We start from the raw sequence: 21,162 nt of genomic DNA, 5'->3' as shown, positions 1-21,162 counted from the left end.
TTTATGGCGGGGGCCTTTTCAGGTGGTGGGCAGCATGCCCTCCAGTGCGAGAATGACAAGCGCCGTTCCCTGAGCGAGCAGAAAGCCGATCAGGGCGCCGGCGATGACGTCGGTAATATAGTGCAGACCCAGGATGACGCGTGACAGCACCACCAAAATGGCGAAGGGCAGCACCACGATCAGCATCACGGGGACGAACATGGCCGCCAGGGTGGTGAACATCACGGCGTGCAGGGTGTGGCCGCTGGGAAAGCTGTAGCGGTCCAGCGGCGGCATGGTGCAGGGAATTTCGAAGGAGATGTAGGGCCGTTCGCGGCACAGGCGGTTCTTGAGCAGGCGGTAGAGAATGCCGCCCACCGCTGCGGAGAGGCCGAAACAGACTGCCAGCAGCCAACCGTGCCACCAGGGGGTGATCAGCGGAATGGCGAAGCACATCACGATCCACGCCGGCGCATCGCCCAGTCGGCTGGCCCAGCGCAGCACGAACAGCAGCGGGCGGTAGGCGCCCAGCCGGGCCAGCCGGTTACAGGCCTTCCACTCGAGAGTGTCGAGCCGTTTGAACAGTGGAAGTCGCTCATCTGCCACCGCTCACCTCCTGTGTCTCCAGCAGATAGTTCGTGAAGGTTTTACCGATCGCCGGCCACTCCAGCGCCTTCACGCGCTCACTTGCCGCCTCGCCCATGGCCTGTGTCGCGGCTCTATCATCGCAGAGTGCCACCGCGGCGTCGACAAAAGCGCCGTTGTCCTCGGGTGGCGCCAGTCGGCCCTGGTGGTTGTCCTCGATCAGCTCGCCGGCGGCGGCGCAGTCGAAGGCCACCACCGCCAGGCCGCTGGCCATCGCCTCGATGACCACGTTGCCATAGGTCTCTGACAGCGACGGGAAGAGGAAAATATCGGCGCTGGCGTAGTGGGCGGCCAGTGCCGTGTCGCGTTGAAAGCCGGCGAAATGTACCCAGGGGAGTCGTTTCTCCAGAGCGGCGCGCTGTGGCCCGTCGCCGACAATGACGGCAACCATCCCGGGGTGGCGACGGCGCATCGCCTCGAGACTGTCGATCAGCAGCATGACGTTTTTTTCCGCGGCCAGGCGGCCGACATGCAGCGCCACCGGGGTGTCGTCGCTGGCGCCCCATTCGGCGCGCAGCGTGCGGCTGCGATGCGCCGGCGAGAAACGCCGGCTGTCGAGCCCGCGGCCGAGCACCCTGACATGACGATAGCCGTAGTCCGTGAGCGCTTCGGCCTGCGCCGAAGTAGGGACCAGGGTGGTGGTGGTCGCGTTGTGAAACAGGCGCAGAAAAGGGCGCACCAGCGGGCGCAGTATTTTCAGCAGGATGTAGTACTGGCTGTACTGATCGAAATTGGTATGAAAGCCGCTGACCACCGGAATGCCCAACCGTCTGGCCTGCAGCAGAGCCGTCGTGCCCAGCGGCCCTTCGGTGGCGATATAGATGACGTCGGGTCGCTGCTCGCGCCATAAGCGTGCGAGTCGCAGTGGCGCCGGAATCCCCATGCGAACGCCGTCATAGTCGGGAATGGGAATGGCGCCGGTGTGCAGTTCTTCGCTCATCAATTCGTCACGATGCGGCTGGGGTGGCCGTGGCCGGATCAGCTGCAGGCGTGCGCCACGGTCGTGAAGATGGTGCGCCAGATGCCCGAGCGTATGGGTAACGCCGTTGATTTCGGGGTGCCAGGTTTCACTGACGAAGGCGACGCGCATCCTGAGCCTGTTGTCGTCTGCTGTAATGGTATCTTCGCGCTCACCGATGACAGGGCGCGGACACTCCCGTGACGTTATGGTGTCATTGGCGCTCATCGCAGAATCTGTCCGGGATTGAAGGGGCGGCCGGCAAGGCGTGTGTCGAACAGCAGCCGGTGGCGGCCGTTACCGTCACGGCGGATATCGCAGATCGGCGTGCCGGTGGTGACCTGCTGTCCGTTGTTGACGAGCAGATTGTCGCACTGGGCGTAAACGCTTTGCAGATTGCGTTCGTGGTGGACGATCACTACACCGCCCAGCTGACGCATGGTACCGGCAAAACGCACCCGCCCGGGGGCGACCGCGCGTGCACGGTTGTCGCCGCTGACCTCCAGCAGCATGGGCTGCAGTGAGCCACGGGCGTCGGGGCCAAACCGGCGCACGATCCGATAGTTGTTTGCCGGCCACGCCCAGGGGCCGACATCGCGGGGGATGGCGCTGGCGGGCGCCGCGCCACTGGAGGCAGTTGCGGTGCTGCTGCGGCTTGATGCCGAGGCGCTGCCTACCGGCACGGTCAGCATCTGACCGATGCGCAGGCGATCGGCGTCAAGGCCCGAGTTGGCAGCGGTGATGCGCGATACACTGGTGCCGAAATGGCGGGCGATGTCACTGGCGGTATCGCCGGCGCGTACGCGATAGCGGTACTGACCGTTACCCGGTGCACGTTCGCTCTGATCCGGCAGCATCAGGCGCTGGCCGATCGCCAGGTCGCGAGCGTCGACAGCGGGATTGAAGCGCTCCAGGCGCAGCAGCGGAATGCCGGCACGAGCGGCAATGGCGGAGAGCGTATCGCCGGCGCGTACGGTGGTGTAACCCTGTGGCGCTGGACCGATACTGCTACCGCCACCGCGCGGCGCCGAGGCGCAGCCGGCCAGCAGCACCAGCAGCAGAAGAATCACAACGGGTCGGAACATGAGAGCTGCTGATCCTTCTCCTGCCATAAGACGTTGATCCAGTTCTGAAACCGCTGGCGATAAAGCGGGTCGCCGGCGTAGTCGCCCTGTGCCATCCATGGCGGAATCTCCAGACGACGCGCGCGGATAGTGACAGATCCACCGCGGCCACACAAAAAATCGCCAAAGCCGGTGCGCCCGGCGCGATAATCAAGCGTGATATCCACTATACCGCAGAGATGTTCGCCCAGTAGCTCAACCACCTGGGCGCAGCCGCCGGCGCGAGGCTTGAGAAGATGCTGCCAGGGGCTTCGCTGAGCGCGCTGCTTGTCGATGCTGAAGCGGGTACCTTCGGCGAAATTATACAGGGTTACCGGTGAGGCGCCGGCATCGGCAAGCGCCCGGCGCGTGGTCTGAAGGTCGCGGCGGGCCAGTTGCGGCCGGCGCTTGAGCTGTGCGCGGCTATAGCGTCGCATAATGGGAAAGTCCAGCGCGCGGAACGCCTGGCCAACGATCGGAATCCAGCTCAGTTCGCGCTTGACGAAAAAGCGCGGCGGCGGCAGGCGCTGATGCAGGGCAGACATCAGAATGAAGACATCGACCCAGCTGCGGTGATTGGCGATTACCAGCCAGTGCTGTTCGCGACACAGTCCGTTAGGCAGGGTGACCCGCCAGTCGGGAGCGAGCCAGTGACGGATCCACCAGTTGTTGCCGGCGATCCAGCCGCCGGCAACGGCATCGAGCGCGGTGCGCAGCCGTCGCCGGGCGCTATTGAAGGGCAGTACGGGTCTGAGCAGGCTCAGCAGCAGCAGTGGCACGCCCCACAGCAGCGTATTGGTCACCAGCAGTATGACGCTGACTGTGCCCTTCAACAGCGCTACCCACCGGCCTTGTGATGTCGCCTGTGGCATCAGCGCTCGGGAAGCCGTTCGGCTGCCGCCCTGACACCGGATAGATAGGCGCCACCGAAAAGGTGCAGGTGATTGAGCAGCGGGTAGAGCTGGAAAAGCGCGCGTCGGCGCGGCCAGTCATCGGGCGCGCCGGCGTTCCAGTAGGCCTCGAAAAAGGCCGCGTCGGGTGTCCCGAACAGCTCCAGCATGGCGATATCGACATCACGGTAGTGGCGGTAGACGGCCGGGTCGATCAGCGCCGGGCCCTTGTCGCTGAAGTGTACGTTGCCCGACCACAGGTCGCCGTGCAGCAGGCTGGCGGGGGCATTGGGCAGCCAGCTCTCAAGCGCATGGGCGATACGCTCCAGCCGCTCGTACAGGGCGGCGTCAAGACGCCCCTGATCGCGGCAGCGCCGCGCCAGCGCCATGATGCGCTGTTCGCGCTGAAAAACGCGGCCATCATTGTTCGGCGTATTGATCTGCGGCGTGGTGCCGGCGAAGTTGTCGCGGTGCCAGCCGTGCTCATCGACGGTGTGGTCGTGAAGCTTGCGCAACCCCTCGCCAAGACGCTGTTGATCGGCCTTCGAGGGCCGCGTCGGGGGTAGAAAGGTCATCACCAGCGCACCCTCGAGCAGGCCCACCACCTCGGGAACGAGCAGGCCGCTGGCGGCGTCGCGCAGCGCTTCCAGTCCCTCGGCCTCGGCGCTCAGTGCGTCGCTGTCGGCGTGTTTGACCAGCAACTCGCCGTGCTCGGTGGGGACGTGCCACACCCGGCCGATATCGCCACCGCTCAGCGGCCGAGCCTCGCCGGTAGCGCGAATGTCGAGGGCCTGCAGTGTCTCCAGTGGCGTCATGGTCTCTCCTTGCAGCTGGTTCCGGGGCGCTCAGGAAGCTTTCCTCGCTGAGCGCTGCTGATCCGGGTCGTCTTCCTCGCTGTCGCCATGCGCTGTCGGCTCTTTATCGCGCTCCTCCAGCGGTGTGGCTTCCTCCTGCTGAAAAAGACGATAGAGCTCCTCCATGGCGGCGCGATCGTTTTGCAGCAGCTGATCGTTGTCGTGGCGGTAGCGACGCGAATCCTCGAACATACGCTGGTCGAAGTCGCGGAACAGGCGTACCGCCTCGGCGGCCCGGGCACTGGGGTAGCCCAGTCCGATCAGCGCTTCCTGCGAGAGTTCGAGTCCGGCCGAGAAGGTCTCGCGTATTGCCACCCTGACGCCCAGGTCCTGCAGGTGCCAGGCGTGATGACGATTACGCGCCCGGGCATAGACTTCCAGGTGAGGAAAATGCTCCCGCGCCAGCCGGGCGATGGTGGTGCAGGTCTCTTCATTGTCGACGCAGATAATCAGCATTTTGGCCTTTTCAAGCCCCGCCGCACGCATCAGGTCGAGCCGGGTGGCGTCGGCGTAGTAGATACGCGAGCCGAACTGGCGAATGAATTCGACCTGGCGAATATTGGGGTCGAGGGCGGTAAAGCGCACGTTCTGCATCCGCAGCATTCGCGCCACGATCTGGCCAAAGCGGCCCAGCCCGGCGATGATCACCGGCGGATCGTCATCGGGAAACTGGGTCTCCCAGCGCCGCCCGGCGGGGCGCAACCGCTCGCCCAGCCGGCTGCCGTAGCGGTAGAGAAAGGGGGTGGCCGCCATCGACAGGGTGACGGCGGCAATGCACAGGCTGGCGATGCGCTGGTCGATGACGCCGGCGGCGACCGCCGTGGTCAGCAGCACGAAGTCGAACTCGCCGCCCTGGGCGATGACGGTTGCCAGCCGTGGAATCTGTTGGCGCGGCATGCGGGTCGCCAGCCCCAGCAGGGTCAGTACCAGCATCTTCGACAGCAGGATGGCAAGCGTAATGCCGACCACGATGGGAGCGCTCTGCAGCACCAGTGCGAGGTCCACCGACATGCCCACGGCGAGGAAGAAAAGTCCCAGCAGGATGCCCTTGAAGGGTTCGATGTTGGCTTCCAGCTCGTGGCGATAGGGGGTGTCGGCCAGCAGCACACCGGCCAGAAAGGCGCCCAGCGCCATGGAAAGCCCGGCATGCTCCATCACCCAGGCCGTGCCCAGTACCATGAAAAGGGCGGCGGCGGTGAACACCTCATGCACCTGGCTACCCGCCACCATGCGCAGCACACGTGGAAACAGATAGCGCCCCACCACGAGGGTGGCAACGACGACCCCGGTCGCCTGTAACAGCGATAGCCACAGCGGTCCGCCGCTTTCGGCGTCGCCGTTGCTGCCCAGCACTGGCATCAGCGCCAGCAGCGGAATGACCGCCAGATCCTGAAACAGCAAAATGGCGAAGGCGGTCTGGCCGTGAGGGCTGGCGAGCTGCTGATGTTCGGTTAAAAGCTGCAGCGCAAAGGCGGTGGAGGAGAGCGCCAGGGTCAGTCCCAGCAGAGTGGCTGCGGTATTGCCAAGCCCCAGCGCCAGCCCCAGCGGCAGCAGCAGCAGGGCGGTCAGTACCAGCTGCAACGAGCCGAGACCGAACAGCCGCTTGCGCAGCTGCCACAGCCGCGACGGTTCCAGTTCAAGGCCGATCACGAACAGCAGCATGACGATGCCGATCTCGGAGAAGTGCAGTACCGACTCCGGTTCGGCAATAAAACCGCTGATCGAGGGACCGAGTATCAGGCCGGCGCACAGGTAGCCCAGAATCGAGCCCAGCTTGAAGCGGGCGAACAGGGGGACCGCGATCACCGCGGCGCCCAGCATTACGGCCGCTTCAAGAATAAAGGACATGCTGCGCTCTCCCTGGCACGGTCACGGTCGGCGAGTCGAGAGCCCGCCTTGATGCATCATAGCGTCATGGCGTCGCTTTCAGCGATAGCGGCCGCTGTCGGCCTGTTCGATCAGATCGCGCAGGGTGGCGTAGATATCGGCGCAGGTGACCACCATGTTTTCGCCGTAAAGCGCCTGCGTCAGCCCCTCCGGGCAGTCATAGACGTGGCCGGTGCGGGCGCCGGCCTCGCGGGCGATCAACAGCCCGGCGGCGAAATCCCACGGCGAGCAGCTCTCGTAGTAGCCGTCAAGCCGGCCGCAGGCCACGTTGCACAGGTCGAGCGCGGCGGAGCCGTCGCGGCGAATGTCGCGGCAGTTCTCCAGCACCGCATGAAGGCGGCGCATCAAGGGCGCGCGGGCATCGCGGTCGTAGGGAAAACCGGTGGCGATCAGGGCGTTTTCGAGGCTGCGCACCTCACTGACGGCGATCGGGCGGTCATTGAGATGGGCGCCATGCCCTGCAACGGCGCTGAAGGTTTCGCCGAGAAAGGGCGCATGGACCACGCCGAGCTGGAGGCGGCCGCGCTCCATCCAGGCGATGGATACCGCCACATAGTGGTGGCCGTGGGCGAAATTGACCGTGCCGTCGATGGGATCGACGACCCATAGCGGCGCGTTCTCGTCCAGCTCGTGGCGCTCCGGTGACAGCTCTTCGGTCAACCGCGCTTCGCCGGGGAAGCAGCGCGCCAGCTCGTCGCTGATGTAGCGGTCCACGGCGATGTCGGTGTCGGTGACCAGTTCGTTACCGTGTTTGAGACTTTGCTGCAGATGCCCCTCTTCGCGGGCGGCATAAATGCGACGGCCCGCCTCGTGAGCGATACGTGTGGCTTCTGCGAGGCGCTCATGTGGTGTCATCGAAACCTTCCTGTGTGGTTCGTCACTGTCGTACCGGTCTTTTCTGCAGCTTGCGCTGCAGCGTGCGGCGGTGCATGCCCAGGCTGCGGGCGGTGGCGGAGATGTTGCCCTCGTTGTCCTGCAGCACCCGCTGGATGTGTTCCCAGGTGAGACGGTTGACCGAGGGCGGGTTGTCGGCGATCTCGGCATCCGGATTGCCCTCCTGGGCGTCCAGCGCGTGCAGCACCTCGGCGACCTCGACCGGCTTGCAGAGATAGTTGACGGCGCCCAGCTTGATCGCCTCGACGGCGGTGGTAATGCTCGAATAGCCGGTCAGTATCACGATGCGGCAGGCAGGGCTGATCGACAGCAGCTCGGGGAGCAGGCGCAAACCGGAGCTCTCTTCCAGCTTGAGGTCGAGGGTGGCGTATTCCGGTGGCCGCTGTCGGGCGAGGCGCAGCGCCTCTTCGGCAGTGGCGGCTACCATGACGTCGAACTCCTGGCGCTTCAGTGAGCGCTCCAGAATGCGGCAGAAAACCGGGTCGTCATCGACCACCAGAAAGGGTGCTTCATGCATATCGTTATCCCCGTTAAGTAAATGCGTGATCCCTGGCTGTCTTGTTATCGGGATGCGGCAGCCTCACCTCGGTCAGGGTGCCGCCCTGCTGCTGATTGTAAAGTCTAACGCTACCACCGAAACGATCGAGGGTGGCGTGGGTGAGGAACAGTCCGATGCCAAGGCCGCGCGAGCGCCCCGAGATGAAGCTCTCGCCCATGTGGCTGGCGACTTCCATCGAGATGCCCGGGCCGCGATCGACGATCGACAGCACGCGCTCGTCGCTGTCCGCCTCCAGGCCGATGACGATGCCGTTGGGCTCGGCGTCGGCGGCATTGTTGAGCAGGTTCATGACCGCCTGATCGAGGGTCGGGTCAACCATCAGTTCGATGTCGCGGTCGGCGATTTCGAGATGGTGGCTGACATCGGGGCGCATCACCAGCCAGCGCTGCAGCAGTTTTTCCAGCCAGTACGCGGCGTTGACGCGCTGCGGCGGGTCACCCTGGCGGCGATCGGCGCTGGCGACCAGCTCGCGCAGATGGTTCTTGCAGGTGTCGACCTGGCTGCGCAGCAGGTCAAGGTCCTCGCGCTGGGTCTCGCTGATCTTTTCGGCGCGCATTTCGTCGATCAACATGGTCATGGTAGAGAGCGGCGTGCCCAGCTCGTGGGCGGTGCCGGCGGCCTGGCTGGCGACGGCCAGAATCTGCTCGTTGCGCAGTGCCGCCTCGCGAGTGCGCGCCAGCATATGATCGCGTTGGCGCAGGGTGATCGCCATGCGGCAGATGACGATGGCGATAATACCGGCGCAGAGGGTGAAGTTGAGCCACATGCCCAGCACATCGAGCGTCAACAGGCCGTCGCCGATGGGTTGACGCAGCTCCGGTACCGGTTCGAACTGCAGCATCAGCACCGAGTAACCCAGCAGTGCCGAGGCGGCGGCGATACAGGCGTGACGCCAGGGTTGAGTGGCCGCCGCCATGGCGATCGGGATCACGTAATAGGCAATGGCCGGATTGGTGGGCCCGCCGGTGAAATAGAAGATCAGCGTCAGCCCGGCGATGTCGATCAGCAGATGAATCAGGTATTCGAGATCGGTAATCGGGCGGGGATGGCCCAGCCGCCACCAGGTGGCAACGTTGAAAAGCCCCATGATGACGATGATGGCGATGATCGGCACGATGCGTAACTGAAAGTCCAGCACCTCGATGCCGAAAATGACAACGAGCAGGAAGCAGGTCCAGCTGATACCGCGTGCCACGGTCAGCCGGACCAGGTTGCGTGCCGGAGTGGTGAAAATGAACGCCTGGGTCATCAATACGCCATGCCGAAGGATGTCATTTTATTCTAACCCGGCTGACGTCCGGTAACAGTGTCCGGATGTGGATTGCACCGCAGCGTCATGCTATCGATGCCGGTTGGGTGGCGACATGCCCACCAGTTCGCCATGAGCGGTCAGGGTAGTGCGACCGCAGTCGCAGCTCAGCGAGTAGGTAGGGGGCTCATATCAGGGCTCCTTTATCGCTTGTCACATCTCGGTCAAGCATATGACAGCGCGTTGTGCCGCCGCCTCGACACGACATGCCGACTTCGCACCGCTACAATGGATCACCATTGACGACAGTCCACGTTCACTGGCTCGATTTTTATTTGCAAAACTTCGCCGCTTTGCTGCTGCGGGGCGCGCACCATCCTGCCAGAGCGACCATTTTTCAGAGCAACGATGTCAGACACTCAAATCGCCCACGAAGCCTCGCTTCGCCGTACCTTTGCCATCATCAGCCACCCGGACGCCGGCAAGACCACCATTACCGAAAAGCTCTTGCTGTTCGGCAACGCCATCCAGGTGGCGGGCGCGGTCAAGAGCAAGCGCCAGGACCGCAATACCACCTCCGACTGGATGAAAATGGAGCAGGAGCGCGGCATCTCGGTAACCACCTCGGTGATGCAGTTCCCCTACAAGGGGCGCATCGTCAATCTGCTCGATACCCCGGGCCACGAGGATTTCTCCGAGGATACCTACCGCACCCTGACGGCGGTGGATTCGGCGCTGATGGTGGTCGATGGCTCGAAGGGCGTCGAGGACCGCACCATCAAGTTGATGGAGGTGTGTCGTCTGCGCACCACGCCGATTCTCACCTTCATCAACAAGATGGACCGCGATACCCGCGATCCGGTCGAGGTAATGGACGAGATCGAAACGGTGCTCAATATCGCCTGCGCGCCGATTACCTGGCCGATCGGTATGGGGCGCCATTTTCGCGGCGTCTACCACCTGCTCAACGATCGCGTGCATCTCTACACCCAGGGACAGGGCAACCGCATCAGCGAGGATGTCTTTATCGATGGCCTCGACAGTGCCGAGGTCGACGAGGCGCTGGGCGCCAGCCAGGCCGCCGAGCTGCGCGAGGAGATCGAGCTGGTGCGCGGCGCTTCGCACGAATTCGATCTCGACGCCTACCGCCGCGGCGCGCTGACGCCGGTCTATTTCGGCACCGCCATGGGCAACTTCGGCGTGCGTGAAATGCTCGACGGCTTCGTCGAATATGCCCCTTCACCGCGCCCCAGGGAGACCGATGCCCGTGAGGTGGTCGCCGAGGACGGCAGCTTTACCGGCTTCGTGTTCAAAATCCAGGCCAACATGGATCCCAAACACCGCGACCGTATTGCCTTTCTGCGCGTCTGCTCCGGCAAGTACGAGCGCAATATGAAAATGCACCATGTACGGATCAAAAAGGACGTCAAGATCGCCGATGCGTTGACCTTCATGGCGGCGGATCGCGCTCAGGTCGAGGAGGCCTGGCCGGGTGACATCATTGGTTTGCACAACCACGGCACCATTCAGATCGGCGACTCCTTCTCCAGCGGTGAGCGGATGCGCTTTACCGGCATTCCACACTTCGCACCGGAGCTGTTCCGCCGCGTGCGGCTCAAGGACCCGCTCAAGACCAAGCAGTTGCAGAAGGGCCTGCAGCAGCTCTCCGAAGAGGGCGCCACCCAGGTGTTCATGCCGCTGGACAACAATGACCTGATCGTCGGCGCGGTGGGGATGCTGCAGTTCGACGTGGTGGCGCACCGGCTGCTTAACGAGTACAAGGTGGAGTGCATCTACGAGCCGGTCAACGTCCAGACGGCGCGCTGGATTCACGGCGACGAGCGCAAGCTCGAGGAGCTGCGCAACAAGGTCAGCACCCACCTGGCGATCGACGGCGGCGGTTTTCTCACCTACCTGGCGCCGACCCGGGTCAACCTGCAGCTGACCGAAGAGCGCTGGCCGGATCTCTCCTTTGATGCTACGCGTGAACACTGACGGCGCGGGTTGCGCCATTCGATCCATATTCGGAAGAGGAACAGGGAATGCCCGGATTCCTGAGCGATTTTCGCAATTTCGCGGTCAAGGGCAACGTGGTGGAGCTGGCGGTGGGTATTATCATCGGTACCGCCTTCACCGCCATCGTCAATAGCCTGGTGCGGGATATCTTCACGCCCATACTGGGGCTGGTAACCGGCGGGCTCAACTTTACCAACCTCTTCGTGGTGCTCAAGCCGGGGGCCAACGCCGCCGGCCCCTACGCCACGCTGGCCGAGGCCCAGGCGGCCGGCGCGGTGACCGTCAACTACGGGATTTTTCTCAACGCGATGATCTCCTTTCTGATCGTGGCGGTTGTCTGCTTCATTCTGATGCGTAACATTCAGCGCCTGCGCGATTTCGGTCACCGTCTCGAGCACGAAGAGCCGGCGGCGCCCACCACCAAAGCCTGCCCTTTCTGCTGTAGCGCGATTGCGATTGAGGCCACGCGCTGCCCGCAGTGCACCTCAAGGCTGGAGAGCGCCGAGCCGGCCGCCTGAGCTGCTGGAGATCGCCATGCTGGCCGATGCCCACTGCCATTTACAGTTCAGCGCCTTCGATGCCGATCGCCCGGCGGTGATACGCCGTGCCCGCCAGCAGGGCGTCAGCCGACTGGTGGTGGCCGGCACCCGCCTTGACGAGATCGGGGCGCTGACGGCGCTGAGCCGGCCGGGTGAGGTCGATATCTGCTTCGGATTGCACCCCTGGTTTCTCGATGATCATGGCGACGATGACATCGAGCAGCTGGCGCAGGCACTGGCGTCTCATGAGGTGGTGGCGCTGGGGGAGTGCGGCGTCGATGCGCGGATCGACAGCCCCGAGCGCCAGTGGCGGCTGTTTGACGCCCAGCTGAAACTGGCCAAAAGGCTCGCGCTGCCGGTAGTGATCCACTGCGTGAAGTATGAAGACGAAGTGGGCAAGCGCCTGGGCCAGCTGGCACTGCCCGCCGGCGGGTTGATTCACGCCTTCACCGGCAGCCTGCAGCAGGCCGAACGGCTGATCGGGCTGGGCTTTACGCTGGGTATTGGCGGTGCGGTCACTCACGACCGGGCGCACAAGCTTAAACGTACGGTGGCCGCGCTGCCCGAGGGCAGCTTCGTGCTGGAAACCGACGCTCCCGACATGACCCCGCAGGGCGCCGCCGGTGAGCGCAACGAACCGGCCAATGTGACACTGGTGGCCGCCGAGGTGGCACGTCTGCGCGGGATCAGCGCCGAGACCCTGGCGGCACAGACCGGAGCGACGCTGGAGAGGCTTTTAAGGCGCTGATATCGAGCCCGCCTAACCCTCCAGTGTTTCCGGGTCCAGCCGCGCCAGCGCATAGGGCAGCGGTGACAGATGCGCCGGCTGATCGTCGATGGTCAGCGACGGCATCTCGTCCTTGATCGTGAGGATCGCCAGCAGTTCGACCCGGCCGTCCTCCGGCGCTGCAGCGCGCATCACTTCTCCCACCGATTTGCCGCGCTCGGCGTCGATAACGGCGGTGCCGGCCGCCGGGGCGGTCTCGAGGGCAACACTCAGGTGCATCAGGCGCTTTTTCACCTGGCCGCGATAATGGGCGCGTGCCACCACCTCCTGACCGGTGTAGCAACCCTTTTTGAAGCTGATACCGGCCAATGCTTCCCAATTGAACATCTGCGGCAGCCAGGCCTCCGTCTGGTCGCCATCCAGCCACAACAGGCCGGCCTGAATATCGAGCCGCGTCCATAGCGCTTCGCTGGTCTGCAGCGCGCCTTCGGCAAGACGCGCATAGCGTGTGCCGGCGCTCTCCACGGGGGCTGCCAGCAGGAAACGCGGTTGCTGGTGAGGGTGTCGGGTGATCACGCTGTCGCCTGCCAGCCGTACGCCCCATTGTTGTCGGGGCAGCGGCAACCCGTCGCTCTCCAGCAGCGTGCCGCCCTCGGCGCCGGCAACGCCAAACAGCGCCAGGTCATCACGCAGCGCTATCTCCGCCTTGTAAAAGGGAATGTATTTGCCCAGATGCTGACGCAGCGGCTCGGCGACGCTGCGCGCCAGCAGCAGCCACCAGCGCTCTTCGCCGGGGTGAATCAGCTGCGCGTTGGCAATGGTGCGCCCCTTGGGCGTGCAGAATACCGTGGGCGGACCGACGTGTTCGGTGGCGTGTGCGGTCGAAGCGCTGGTCTGGCCCTGCAGAAATTTTTCGCCGTCGGGGCCGTGAATTTCCAGCACGCAGAGCTGTTCCAGCGGCATCAGCGCCGCCGAGGCCTGCAGCGCTGCCGAGTCCTGTGGCTGGCCGCGCTGCAGTTCGCCATGAGCGTCACGGTTAAAGCCCTGCTGCTCGAGGAGTTGCTGCCAGGCGTTGGATGTCGATGAGGTCATGATGGCTCCGCAGAACGGTCTTTGGAAATCGCCGCCGATGAAAATTGCGCAAACAGAAAGGATAGCGCAGTCTGGGGGCTTTTCTGTGCGCGGTTGCTGGACAGGCACATCGGGGTGCGTCGCAATGATTGCAAGCCGCTCCGGTTCGCCTGTCGCAATCGAATCACGACGGATGGAGATGTGGAAAGATGGCGCTGACCTTTACCCTGACCGGGTTGCAGAATAACGATGACGTCAACCGTCTGACGACGGCACTGATGGAGCTCGAAGGCGTGGAGACGGTACAGGTGGCGCGTGAGTGGCTGGAGGTCGAGGGCCGAGCCAGCGAGCGCAGCGTGATGGCCGTTATCGAGCAGCAGGGGTTTGGCGTGCGGCGCTGACGAAGAGCTCGCACCTGACGACGGTCGGGTGCTGCGCCTTGCAAAAGCGGCGTGGCGCACGCATATCCGCTACATTCCCTCTATTGGCAGGCCGGTATCGGCAGTCATGTGGCGATCATCGGCGGCGCGATACGTGCCGCCTCCGGCGACCCTTCCTGAACTGATCACTTTGACGGAGTGTGCATGGCTCGCGAGTTTCGCATCGCCTCCGAGTACAAACCGGCCGGCGACCAGCCGGCCGCTATCGATGGCCTGATGCGTGGCCTCGACGCCGGGCTGGCCCATCAGACCCTGCTGGGCGTCACCGGCTCGGGCAAGACCTTCACCATGGCCAATGTGGTGGAACGGCTGCAGCGGCCGACCATCGTCATGGCGCCCAACAAGACGCTGGCAGCGCAGCTCTACGGCGAATTCAAGGCGTTCTTCCCCGACAACGCGGTGGAGTATTTCGTCTCCTACTACGACTACTACCAGCCCGAAGCCTATGTGCCGTCGTCGGACACCTTTATCGAGAAGGACGCCTCGGTCAATGACCACATCGAGCAGATGCGCCTGTCCGCCACCAAGGCACTGCTGGAGCGCCGCGATGCGCTGATCGTGGTGTCGGTCTCGGCGATCTACGGTCTCGGCGACCCGGATCAGTATCTGAAGATGCGGCTGCACTTCAACCGCGGCGAGCTGATCAACCAGCGCGATTTTCTGCGCCGCCTGGCGGAGCTGCAGTACACCCGCAACGACATGGACTTTCGCCGCGGCACCTATCGGGTGCGCGGCGATGTGATCGATATCTTCCCCGCCGACTCCGAGGAGGAGGCGGTGCGTGTCGAGCTGTTCGACGACGAGATCGATACCATCAGTCTGTTCGACCCGCTGACCGGCGAAGTTCGCGGCAGAGTGCCGCGCATGACCATCTACCCCAAGACCCACTACGTGACGCCGCGCGACACCATCCTCAACGCTATCGAGTCGATCAAGGAGGAGTTGACCGAGCGGCTCAAGTGGCTGCGCGATCACGATCGGCTGGTAGAGGCACAGCGGCTCGAGCAGCGTACCCTCTATGATATCGAAATGATGCTGGAGCTGGGCTACTGCAACGGCATCGAGAACTACTCTCGCTATCTGTCCGGCCGCGAGCCCGGCCAGGCGCCGCCCACCTTCTTCGACTATCTGCCCGACGATGCGCTGGTGTTCATCGACGAGTCCCACGTCAGCGTGCCCCAGGTGGGTGGCATGTACCGCGGCGACCGTTCCCGCAAGGAGACGCTGGTGGAGTACGGCTTCCGCCTGCCGTCGGCGCTGGATAACCGACCGATGAAGTTCGAGGAGTGGGAGAAGATCCTGCCGCAGACGGTGTTCGTCTCGGCGACTCCCGGCCCCTACGAGCAGGAGCACGCCGGCCAGGTGGTCGAGCAGGTGGTGCGCCCTACCGGACTGGTCGACCCCGAGATCGAGGTGCGCCCGGCCAGCACCCAGGTAGACGACCTGCTCTCCGAGGTCAGGGCGCGCGTCGAGGTGGGCGAGCGGGTGCTGGTCACCACCCTGACCAAGCGTATGGCGGAGGATCTGACCGAGTATCTCGACGAGCATGACGTCAGCGTGCGCTATCTGCACTCCGATATCGATACCGTCGAGCGGGTCGAGATCATTCGCGACCTGCGCCTTGGCAAGTTCGACGTGCTGGTGGGCATCAACCTGCTGCGCGAGGGCCTCGATATTCCCGAGGTGTCGCTGGTGGCGATTCTCGATGCCGACAAGGAGGGCTTCCTGCGCGCCGAGCGCTCGCTGATCCAGACCATAGGCCGTGCCGCCCGTAACGCCCACGGCAAGGCGATTCTCTACGGCGATAATGTGACCGGTTCGATGCAGCGTGCCATGGACGAGACCGACCGCCGCCGCCGCAAGCAGATCGAATTCAACGAGCGCCACGGTATCACCCCACGCACCATTACCAAGAACGTTGCCGACATCATGGAAGCGGCGCAGGCGCCCGGTACCCGCCGTGGCCGCAAGGGCGAGCGCAAGGTGGCCGAGTCGGAGGGGCAGTACAGCACCGATGAGCTGTCGCGCATGAATATCGATGACATCAATCGTGAGATCAAAAAGCTCGAGGATCAGATGCACAAGGCGGCGCAGAATCTCGAGTTCGAGAACGCCGCCTCGCTGCGCGACCAGATGCAGGCGCTGAACGCCCGTTTGATTGAATTGAAATAGCCGCAGCGGCGGCTGGCCACATGCAGAGCCGTGGCCCGGGAAGGGAGAGCAGGACGTGCCGGAAGGGCCGGAAATCAGGCGCGTGGCCGATCGCCTCGGCAAGGTGCTGGTGGGGCGCGAAATCGACGAGGTGTGGTTTGCCTTCGACACCCTCAAGCCCTTTGAAGCGCGCCTCAAGGGGCAGAAGGTGGTCAGCGTCGACAGCTGGGGCAAGGCGCTGCTGACGCGCTTCGAGGATGACCACGTGATCTACTCTCACAACCAGCTCTACGGCGTGTGGCGTATCATGCGTCGCGGTCGGCAGCCGGCGGGGCGACGTTCGCCACGTCTGCATCTCGCCACCGCCAGCCACTCGGCGTGGCTGCTCAGCGCCTCGGATATCTCCCTGTGGCGCCTCGATGAGCTGGATCAGCACCCCTTCCTTGCGAAGCTGGGACCGGATCTGTTGACCCATGACGTCAGCGTCGATGATATCGAGGCGCGTCTTGATGCCGGCGCCTGGCGCAGTCGTCGGCTTGGCTCGCTGCTGCTCGATCAACACCTCTACGCCGGCATCGGCAACTATCTGCGCTCGGAGATTCTGTTCTTCGCCGGCCTGCACGACCGCTGGCGCCCGCGCGATCTGAGCGGCACTGCGCGCCGCCGGCTGGCCGCCACCATGCTCGACATTACCCACCGCGCCTGGCGCCACGCCGGCGTGACCAACGCGCGCCAGTGGCGCGAGCCGATGATCGCCGCCGGCGAACCGCGTCGTCGCTGGCGGCATGCCGTTTTCAACCGCGCCGGTCTACCCTGCCACGCCTGCGCCACGCCGATCGAGAAACACAGCGTGGCGTCGAGAAGGCTCTACTACTGCCCGCAATGCCAGCCGCCTCCCGGCTGACATGGTCGCGGGGCGCCGCCCAGGGTATCCTTGCGCCAATTTTTCCGAATACTTCCAAGGTGACCTGATATGACAGCCCTGCTGGGCGGCCTGCTGATCGTCTGCATGCATCTACTGGGGATGCTGTCCGGTATCGTGGCGCTGATGTCGAGCCGTACCTCCCAGGGCGCCGTCGCCTGGATCATTTCACTGATCACCTTCCCGTATGTGGCGATTCCGGCCTACTGGATATTCGGCCGGCCGCGTTTTTACGGCTACGTCAACGCCCGCGGGCAGCGCGACACCGCGCTGCGACGGGTGCTGGATCAATTTCGCAGCAAGGTCGAACCGACCTTCGCCTATCCTGACAGGGCCGAGTTGCGTGCGGTCGAACGGCTGGCAATGCTGCCGATGACCCGCGACAACCGCTGCGAGCTGTTGATCAACGGCCATGCGACCTTTGCCAGCCTGTTCGACGGCCTCGATCAGGCGCAGGACTATGTGCTGATCCAGTTTTTTATCATTCGCGACGACGCCCTCGGCACGGCGCTGCAGGAGCGTCTGCTGGCCTGTCTACAGCGCGGTGTGGCGGTCTATTTTCTCTACGACGAGATCGGTTGCCACGCCATGCCGGATCGCTGGTTCAGGCGTCTGCGCGAGGCCGGCGCCCATGTGCATCAATTCGGCTCCTCGCGCGGCTGGCGCCATCGCTTCCAGGTCAACTTCCGCAATCATCGCAAGATTGTGGTGACCGACGGCCGCCGCGGCTGGGTCGGCGGCCTCAATGTGGGCGTTGAATATCGCGGCGAGAGCGCCCGTCACGGTTTCTGGCGCGATACCCATCTGGTGGTGAAGGGTCCGGCGGTGCTGGGCCTGCAGGAGTCCTTCTGGGAAGACTGGTACTGGGCGGCGGGCGAGATCCTGACGCTCAGCTGGCAGCCGATCCCCTCTCGCGGGGGGCGGCAGAATGTTGTTGTGGTGCCTTCGGGGCCTGCCGACCCGTTGGATACTGCCAGCCTGATGATTCAGCACGCTATCAATCAGGCCAGCGAGCGCTTCTGGATCACCAGCCCCTATTTTGTCCCGGATCAGGGCGTGCAGGACTCGCTCAAGCTGGCGGCGCTGCGCGGCGTCGATGTGCGGGTGATGATCCCCGAGCGGCCCGATCACCTGCTGGTGTTTCTCTCCGCCTTCTCCTTTCTGGGCGAGATGATTCGTGCCGGCATCAAAATATACCGTTATCAACCCGGTTTTCTGCATCAGAAAACCATGCTGATCGACAGTCACAGCGCCGCGGTAGGCACGGTCAATCTGGATAATCGCTCTTTCCGGCTCAACTTCGAGGTTACCGCCTGGGTGGCGGACAGGGGGTTCGCTGCCGAGGTGGCGACGATGCTGGAAGAGGATTTCGACAACTGCCGCCTGGTCACGCTGGAGGAAATTCAGCGGCGGCCGCTGTGGCACAAGCTGGCGGCGCGTGCGGCCTATCTCGCATCGCCTGTACAGTAGCTGTCAACGCCGTCAGCGCCCGGCAGGGAGGGCATCGCATTGAATCTCGAGACGCGCTGGCTGGAAGACTTCGTGGCACTCAACGCCACCCGCAGTTTCTCGGCGGCAGCGCGGCGACGACATGTCACGCAGCCCGCCTTCAGCCGGCGCATAAAGGCGTTGGAGCTGGCCATTGGGGTTACCCTGGTGGACCGTTCGACCACGCCGGTAAGCCTCACTGCCGAAGGGCAGCTCTTTCTGATCACCGCGCGCAGTCTGGTCGAGCAGCTCGATGAGAGCATTGGCCACCTGCGCGGTCTTGATATGGCCAGAGAGGCGCTTGACATTGCGGCTGCGCATTCACTGGCACTGGCTTTCTTCCCGCGCTGGATTTCGCGACTGCAGAAGGGCGTGGGTGAGCTGCCGACCCGGCTGATGGCGATGAATGTGGGGGATGCCATCCATGTGCTGCGCGACGGCAACTGCGATCTGATGCTGGCCTATCACGACCCCTGGGCGAGCATGCAACTCGACAGCGAGAGCTTCCCCTCGTTCTCGATCGGCCAGGTCAGCATGCTGCCGGTCTGTATTGCGAACCCGGATGGCCGGCCGCGTTACTCCCTCGAAGATGACGCCAGTGTGCCATATCTGGCCTATACTGGCGGTGCCTTTCTGGGCCGCAGCGTGCGCGTGCTGCTGCGTAACGACCCGCTGCGACTGCGTCTGCATACCGTCTATGAAACTGCCATGGCAGAAGGGCTCAAGGGTATGGCGCTGCAGGGGGTGGGGGTGGCCTGGATTCCCGATTTCTGTATTCGTGAAGAGCTCAAGCGCGGGGAGCTGGTGCGCGCCGGCGACGGCTGCCGGGATATTCCACTGGATATTCGCCTCTACCGCTGCGCCCTGGTGCACAAGCCCGGCGTCGAGAAGCTGTGGCATCAGCTGCAGAAGCTGCCCAGCGACTTTCTCAAGGTTTAGTTTCTCAAGGTATCGTTTCTCAAGGTGTAGCGCGGCATCGCGTGCTGAACAACGCCGACGGACCTGCCAGGCTATGCAGTAACAGGCATCGAGGAGATTGGATCATGCGCTACGTCAGGGCAATCGTCGAAGGTGTGGTACAGGGCGTCGGTTTTCGCTGGGCGACCGCCGAGCGCGCCCGTGAACTGGAGATCGAGGGCTACGCCCGTAACCTTGCCGATGGCCGCGTGGAAGTCGGCATGGCGGGCGAGGAGAGCAGGGTGACAGCCCTGCTCGAATGGCTCGAGCAGGGGCCGCCTTCGGCCTGCGTATCCGGCGTCACCAGCGAGGAGCTGGAGGCGCAATCGTGGCAGGGGTTTACGACGGGATAGCGCGACCCGGGACGTGTCGCGACCAACAGGCGCTGCTGCTTTGTAGCAGCAGCGCCATCTGCTTCACTCGCCGTGACGCGCTGCCGCCGATGCGTTGAGCGCCTCGACGAAGGTGCGCCCCCAGCGGTGGATGTCGTGGGTGCTGATCACTTCATGCAGGCGCTGCCAGCGCGCCTTGCGCTCTTCCAGTGACATGGAGAGAGCGGCATCCAGCATGTCGGCCATCTCCTCGACATCGAAGGGGTTGCACAGCATGGCGCCATCGAGCTGCTCGGCGGCGCCGGCAAAGCTCGACAGCATCAGTACACCGGGATCCTGCGGGTCCTGGGCGGCGACGTACTCCTTGGCCACCAGGTTCATGCCGTCGCGCAGCGGGGTCACCAGGGCCACTCGGCTCTGGCGCATGAAGCCCATCAGCGTTTCGCGGTCGTAGCCGGTGTTGAGATAGCGCAGCGGCATCCAGTCGTAGCTGGAGAAGCGACCGTTGACATGACCGGCAATACGCTCAAGGTCATGGCGCAGGGCGGCATAGCGCTCCACGCCGGTGCGAGACAGCGGCGCAATCTGCAGATAAGTGATGTTGCCGTAGCGCGACAGGGTGTTTTCCAGCAGTTGCTCGAAGGCCCGGAAACGCTGGTAGATGCCCTTGCTGTAATCGAGCCGATCGACGCCGATGATCAGCGGGCCACCCCGCAGTGAGGCCTTGAGGCGCTCGCTGCGGGGGGAGTGGGCACCGCGTTCGGCCATTTCGCGGGCGGCATCGACATCGATCGAGATGGGAAACACGCCGGTATCGATGCGCCTGCCGTCGAATACAATGGTGTGGCCCTCGACCCTTGCCACGCCGCTGCGCGCGACATTGTCGAGCAGGTGCTCGAGATCGGTTTCGGTCTGCACGCCGATGGTGTCGTAGGCGCACAGATGCTCGATCATGCGCTCCTGGCGCGGCAGGATACGAAAGGTCTCCCAGGGCGGCATGGGAATGTGCAAAAAGAAACCGATCGGGCAGTCGACGTTACGGGTGCGCAGAAAGTGTCCGGTGGACAGCAGCTGATAATCGTGCACCCAGATCGCACTGTCGTCGTTGTCCTCGAGCTGGTCGGCCACCTGGTCGGCAAAGCGCTGGTTGACGCGCTGGTAGCCGCGATCCTTGTCACGGCTGTACTCGACCATGTCGGGGCGATAATGGAGCAGCGGCCACAGTACCTCGTTGGAGTAGCCGACGTAGAAAAGCTCGTGCTCCTCTTCGGTCAGTGGAAAAGTGGCGAAGCGCACGCCCTCATGTTCGTAGGCGTTGGGCGCCACCGCCTCGGCGTCTTCCTCGAGCACCCCGTTCCAGCCCATCCAGAGGCCATCGGTGCGGCTCAGCGCGTTCATGACCCCTACTGCCAGCCCGCCCTGGCTGCCGCTGTCCTTTTGCGGTGAGGGGACCCGATTGGATACCACAATCAGTTGTTTCACGTTCTCCTCCTTGAATCGG

Annotated in this window: 20 protein-coding genes; 9 read left to right on the top strand and 11 right to left on the bottom strand. The window is 64.0% G+C overall.

Translation table 11 applies throughout. From position 1 onward, the window contains the following. Positions 1 to 18 precede the first annotated feature (18 nt). The 9 genes from H146_RS0102760 to H146_RS18235 form a co-directional block, all read right to left on the bottom strand. Complete coding sequence (locus tag H146_RS0102760) at positions 19 to 585, bottom strand: phosphatase PAP2 family protein (RefSeq protein ID WP_019950319.1); 567 nt, start codon at positions 583 to 585, stop codon at positions 19 to 21. Continuing rightward, a complete protein-coding gene (locus tag H146_RS0102755) occupies positions 575 to 1,810 on the bottom strand; it encodes a glycosyltransferase family 4 protein (protein WP_019950318.1) in 1,236 nt (411 codons plus the stop codon). Before H146_RS0102755 ends, H146_RS0102760 begins: the two co-directional genes overlap by 11 nt. Further along, the gene (locus H146_RS0102750) at positions 1,807 to 2,667 is read right to left on the bottom strand and encodes a LysM peptidoglycan-binding domain-containing protein (RefSeq protein WP_156826665.1); all 861 of its coding nucleotides are present in this window, start codon (positions 2,665 to 2,667) and stop codon (positions 1,807 to 1,809) included. Before H146_RS0102750 ends, H146_RS0102755 begins: the two co-directional genes overlap by 4 nt. After that, positions 2,649 to 3,557 (bottom strand): acetyltransferase, encoded by a 909-nt coding sequence (locus H146_RS0102745; RefSeq protein ID WP_026351707.1) that lies wholly within the window; start codon positions 3,555 to 3,557, stop codon positions 2,649 to 2,651. Before H146_RS0102745 ends, H146_RS0102750 begins: the two co-directional genes overlap by 19 nt. Further along, positions 3,557 to 4,390, bottom strand: coding sequence for a fructosamine kinase family protein (locus tag H146_RS0102740; RefSeq protein ID WP_019950315.1), 834 nt, complete (start codon positions 4,388 to 4,390; stop codon positions 3,557 to 3,559). Before H146_RS0102740 ends, H146_RS0102745 begins: the two co-directional genes overlap by 1 nt. 30 nt (positions 4,391 to 4,420) lie before the next feature. Continuing rightward, positions 4,421 to 6,277 carry a monovalent cation:proton antiporter-2 (CPA2) family protein gene (locus tag H146_RS0102735; RefSeq protein ID WP_019950314.1) on the bottom strand — a complete coding sequence of 619 codons (1,857 nt, stop codon included), beginning with the start codon at positions 6,275 to 6,277 and terminating at the stop codon, positions 4,421 to 4,423. A gap of 78 nt (positions 6,278 to 6,355) precedes the next feature. Beyond that, complete coding sequence (locus H146_RS0102730; protein WP_019950313.1) at positions 6,356 to 7,171, bottom strand: inositol monophosphatase family protein; 816 nt, start codon at positions 7,169 to 7,171, stop codon at positions 6,356 to 6,358. A 22-nt stretch (positions 7,172 to 7,193) separates the two neighbouring features. Continuing rightward, positions 7,194 to 7,727 carry a response regulator transcription factor gene (locus H146_RS0102725; RefSeq protein WP_019950312.1) on the bottom strand — a complete coding sequence of 178 codons (534 nt, stop codon included), beginning with the start codon at positions 7,725 to 7,727 and terminating at the stop codon, positions 7,194 to 7,196. Between the two features lie 13 nt (positions 7,728 to 7,740). Continuing rightward, positions 7,741 to 9,018: an ATP-binding protein gene (locus tag H146_RS18235; RefSeq protein WP_019950311.1), complete on the bottom strand. Its 1,278-nt coding sequence runs from the start codon at positions 9,016 to 9,018 to the stop codon at positions 7,741 to 7,743. A gap of 408 nt (positions 9,019 to 9,426) precedes the next feature. Here H146_RS18235 and H146_RS0102715 point away from each other — a divergent pair, with 408 nt between their 5' ends. Genes H146_RS0102715 through H146_RS0102705 form a run of 3 tightly spaced genes read left to right on the top strand, consistent with a single transcriptional unit; the run spans position 9,427 to position 12,321 of the window. Next, positions 9,427 to 11,013, top strand: coding sequence for a peptide chain release factor 3 (locus H146_RS0102715; protein WP_019950310.1), 1,587 nt, complete (start codon positions 9,427 to 9,429; stop codon positions 11,011 to 11,013). A gap of 47 nt (positions 11,014 to 11,060) precedes the next feature. Continuing rightward, positions 11,061 to 11,552, top strand: coding sequence for a large conductance mechanosensitive channel protein MscL (gene mscL, locus H146_RS0102710; protein WP_019950309.1), 492 nt, complete (start codon positions 11,061 to 11,063; stop codon positions 11,550 to 11,552). Positions 11,553 to 11,568: 16 nt separating this feature from the next. Further along, positions 11,569 to 12,321 carry a TatD family hydrolase gene (locus tag H146_RS0102705; protein ID WP_019950308.1) on the top strand — a complete coding sequence of 251 codons (753 nt, stop codon included), beginning with the start codon at positions 11,569 to 11,571 and terminating at the stop codon, positions 12,319 to 12,321. Positions 12,322 to 12,333: 12 nt separating this feature from the next. Here H146_RS0102705 and ygfZ read toward each other — a convergent pair whose 3' ends face one another. After that, positions 12,334 to 13,392 carry a CAF17-like 4Fe-4S cluster assembly/insertion protein YgfZ gene (ygfZ, locus tag H146_RS0102700; protein WP_019950307.1) on the bottom strand — a complete coding sequence of 353 codons (1,059 nt, stop codon included), beginning with the start codon at positions 13,390 to 13,392 and terminating at the stop codon, positions 12,334 to 12,336. A 188-nt stretch (positions 13,393 to 13,580) separates the two neighbouring features. On the opposite strand from ygfZ, the gene H146_RS0102695 reads away from it, so the two are divergent. The 6 genes from H146_RS0102695 (at position 13,581) to H146_RS0102670 (ending at position 19,682) form a co-directional block, all read left to right on the top strand. After that, positions 13,581 to 13,772: a copper-exporting P-type ATPase CopA gene (locus tag H146_RS0102695; RefSeq protein WP_019950306.1), complete on the top strand. Its 192-nt coding sequence runs from the start codon at positions 13,581 to 13,583 to the stop codon at positions 13,770 to 13,772. 183 nt (positions 13,773 to 13,955) lie between these two features. Beyond that, positions 13,956 to 15,983: an excinuclease ABC subunit UvrB gene (uvrB, locus tag H146_RS0102690; RefSeq protein ID WP_019950305.1), complete on the top strand. Its 2,028-nt coding sequence runs from the start codon at positions 13,956 to 13,958 to the stop codon at positions 15,981 to 15,983. Between the two features lie 55 nt (positions 15,984 to 16,038). Beyond that, positions 16,039 to 16,866: an endonuclease VIII gene (gene nei, locus H146_RS0102685; protein ID WP_019950304.1), complete on the top strand. Its 828-nt coding sequence runs from the start codon at positions 16,039 to 16,041 to the stop codon at positions 16,864 to 16,866. A 69-nt stretch (positions 16,867 to 16,935) separates the two neighbouring features. Then, on the top strand, positions 16,936 to 18,354 hold the full coding sequence (cls, locus tag H146_RS0102680) for a cardiolipin synthase (RefSeq protein WP_019950303.1): 1,419 nt from the start codon (positions 16,936 to 16,938) through the stop codon (positions 18,352 to 18,354). Between the two features lie 39 nt (positions 18,355 to 18,393). Next, entirely contained in the window at positions 18,394 to 19,311 is a 918-nt protein-coding gene (locus tag H146_RS0102675) for a LysR substrate-binding domain-containing protein (protein ID WP_019950302.1), read from the top strand. Positions 19,312 to 19,415: 104 nt separating this feature from the next. Next, on the top strand, positions 19,416 to 19,682 hold the full coding sequence (locus tag H146_RS0102670) for an acylphosphatase (RefSeq protein ID WP_019950301.1): 267 nt from the start codon (positions 19,416 to 19,418) through the stop codon (positions 19,680 to 19,682). 63 nt (positions 19,683 to 19,745) lie between these two features. Here H146_RS0102670 and H146_RS0102665 read toward each other — a convergent pair whose 3' ends face one another. Next, complete coding sequence (locus H146_RS0102665) at positions 19,746 to 21,143, bottom strand: alpha,alpha-trehalose-phosphate synthase (UDP-forming) (protein WP_019950300.1); 1,398 nt, start codon at positions 21,141 to 21,143, stop codon at positions 19,746 to 19,748. Positions 21,144 to 21,162: the final 19 nt, after the last annotated feature.

Source organism: Kushneria aurantia DSM 21353 (assembly GCF_000382245.1).
Lineage (GTDB): Bacteria > Pseudomonadota > Gammaproteobacteria > Pseudomonadales > Halomonadaceae > Kushneria > Kushneria aurantia.
This window is presented reverse-complemented; position numbering and strand designations above follow the sequence as displayed.

Coding starts and splice junctions, on each gene's coding strand:
- H146_RS0102755 (WP_019950318.1), bottom strand. CDS start 1,810: ATGAGCGCCAATGACACCATAACGTCACGGGAGTGTCCGCGCCCTGTC.
- H146_RS0102730 (WP_019950313.1), bottom strand. CDS start 7,171: ATGACACCACATGAGCGCCTCGCAGAAGCCACACGTATCGCTCACGAG.
- H146_RS0102705 (WP_019950308.1), top strand. CDS start 11,569: ATGCTGGCCGATGCCCACTGCCATTTACAGTTCAGCGCCTTCGATGCC.
- H146_RS18235 (WP_019950311.1), bottom strand. CDS start 9,018: ATGACCCAGGCGTTCATTTTCACCACTCCGGCACGCAACCTGGTCCGG.
- H146_RS0102740 (WP_019950315.1), bottom strand. CDS start 4,390: ATGACGCCACTGGAGACACTGCAGGCCCTCGACATTCGCGCTACCGGC.
- H146_RS0102745 (WP_026351707.1), bottom strand. CDS start 3,557: ATGCCACAGGCGACATCACAAGGCCGGTGGGTAGCGCTGTTGAAGGGC.
- ygfZ (WP_019950307.1), bottom strand. CDS start 13,392: ATGACCTCATCGACATCCAACGCCTGGCAGCAACTCCTCGAGCAGCAG.
- H146_RS0102750 (WP_156826665.1), bottom strand. CDS start 2,667: ATGTTCCGACCCGTTGTGATTCTTCTGCTGCTGGTGCTGCTGGCCGGC.
- H146_RS0102670 (WP_019950301.1), top strand. CDS start 19,416: ATGCGCTACGTCAGGGCAATCGTCGAAGGTGTGGTACAGGGCGTCGGT.
- H146_RS0102725 (WP_019950312.1), bottom strand. CDS start 7,727: ATGCATGAAGCACCCTTTCTGGTGGTCGATGACGACCCGGTTTTCTGC.
- mscL (WP_019950309.1), top strand. CDS start 11,061: ATGCCCGGATTCCTGAGCGATTTTCGCAATTTCGCGGTCAAGGGCAAC.
- H146_RS0102715 (WP_019950310.1), top strand. CDS start 9,427: ATGTCAGACACTCAAATCGCCCACGAAGCCTCGCTTCGCCGTACCTTT.
- H146_RS0102695 (WP_019950306.1), top strand. CDS start 13,581: ATGGCGCTGACCTTTACCCTGACCGGGTTGCAGAATAACGATGACGTC.
- H146_RS0102735 (WP_019950314.1), bottom strand. CDS start 6,277: ATGTCCTTTATTCTTGAAGCGGCCGTAATGCTGGGCGCCGCGGTGATC.
- uvrB (WP_019950305.1), top strand. CDS start 13,956: ATGGCTCGCGAGTTTCGCATCGCCTCCGAGTACAAACCGGCCGGCGAC.
- cls (WP_019950303.1), top strand. CDS start 16,936: ATGACAGCCCTGCTGGGCGGCCTGCTGATCGTCTGCATGCATCTACTG.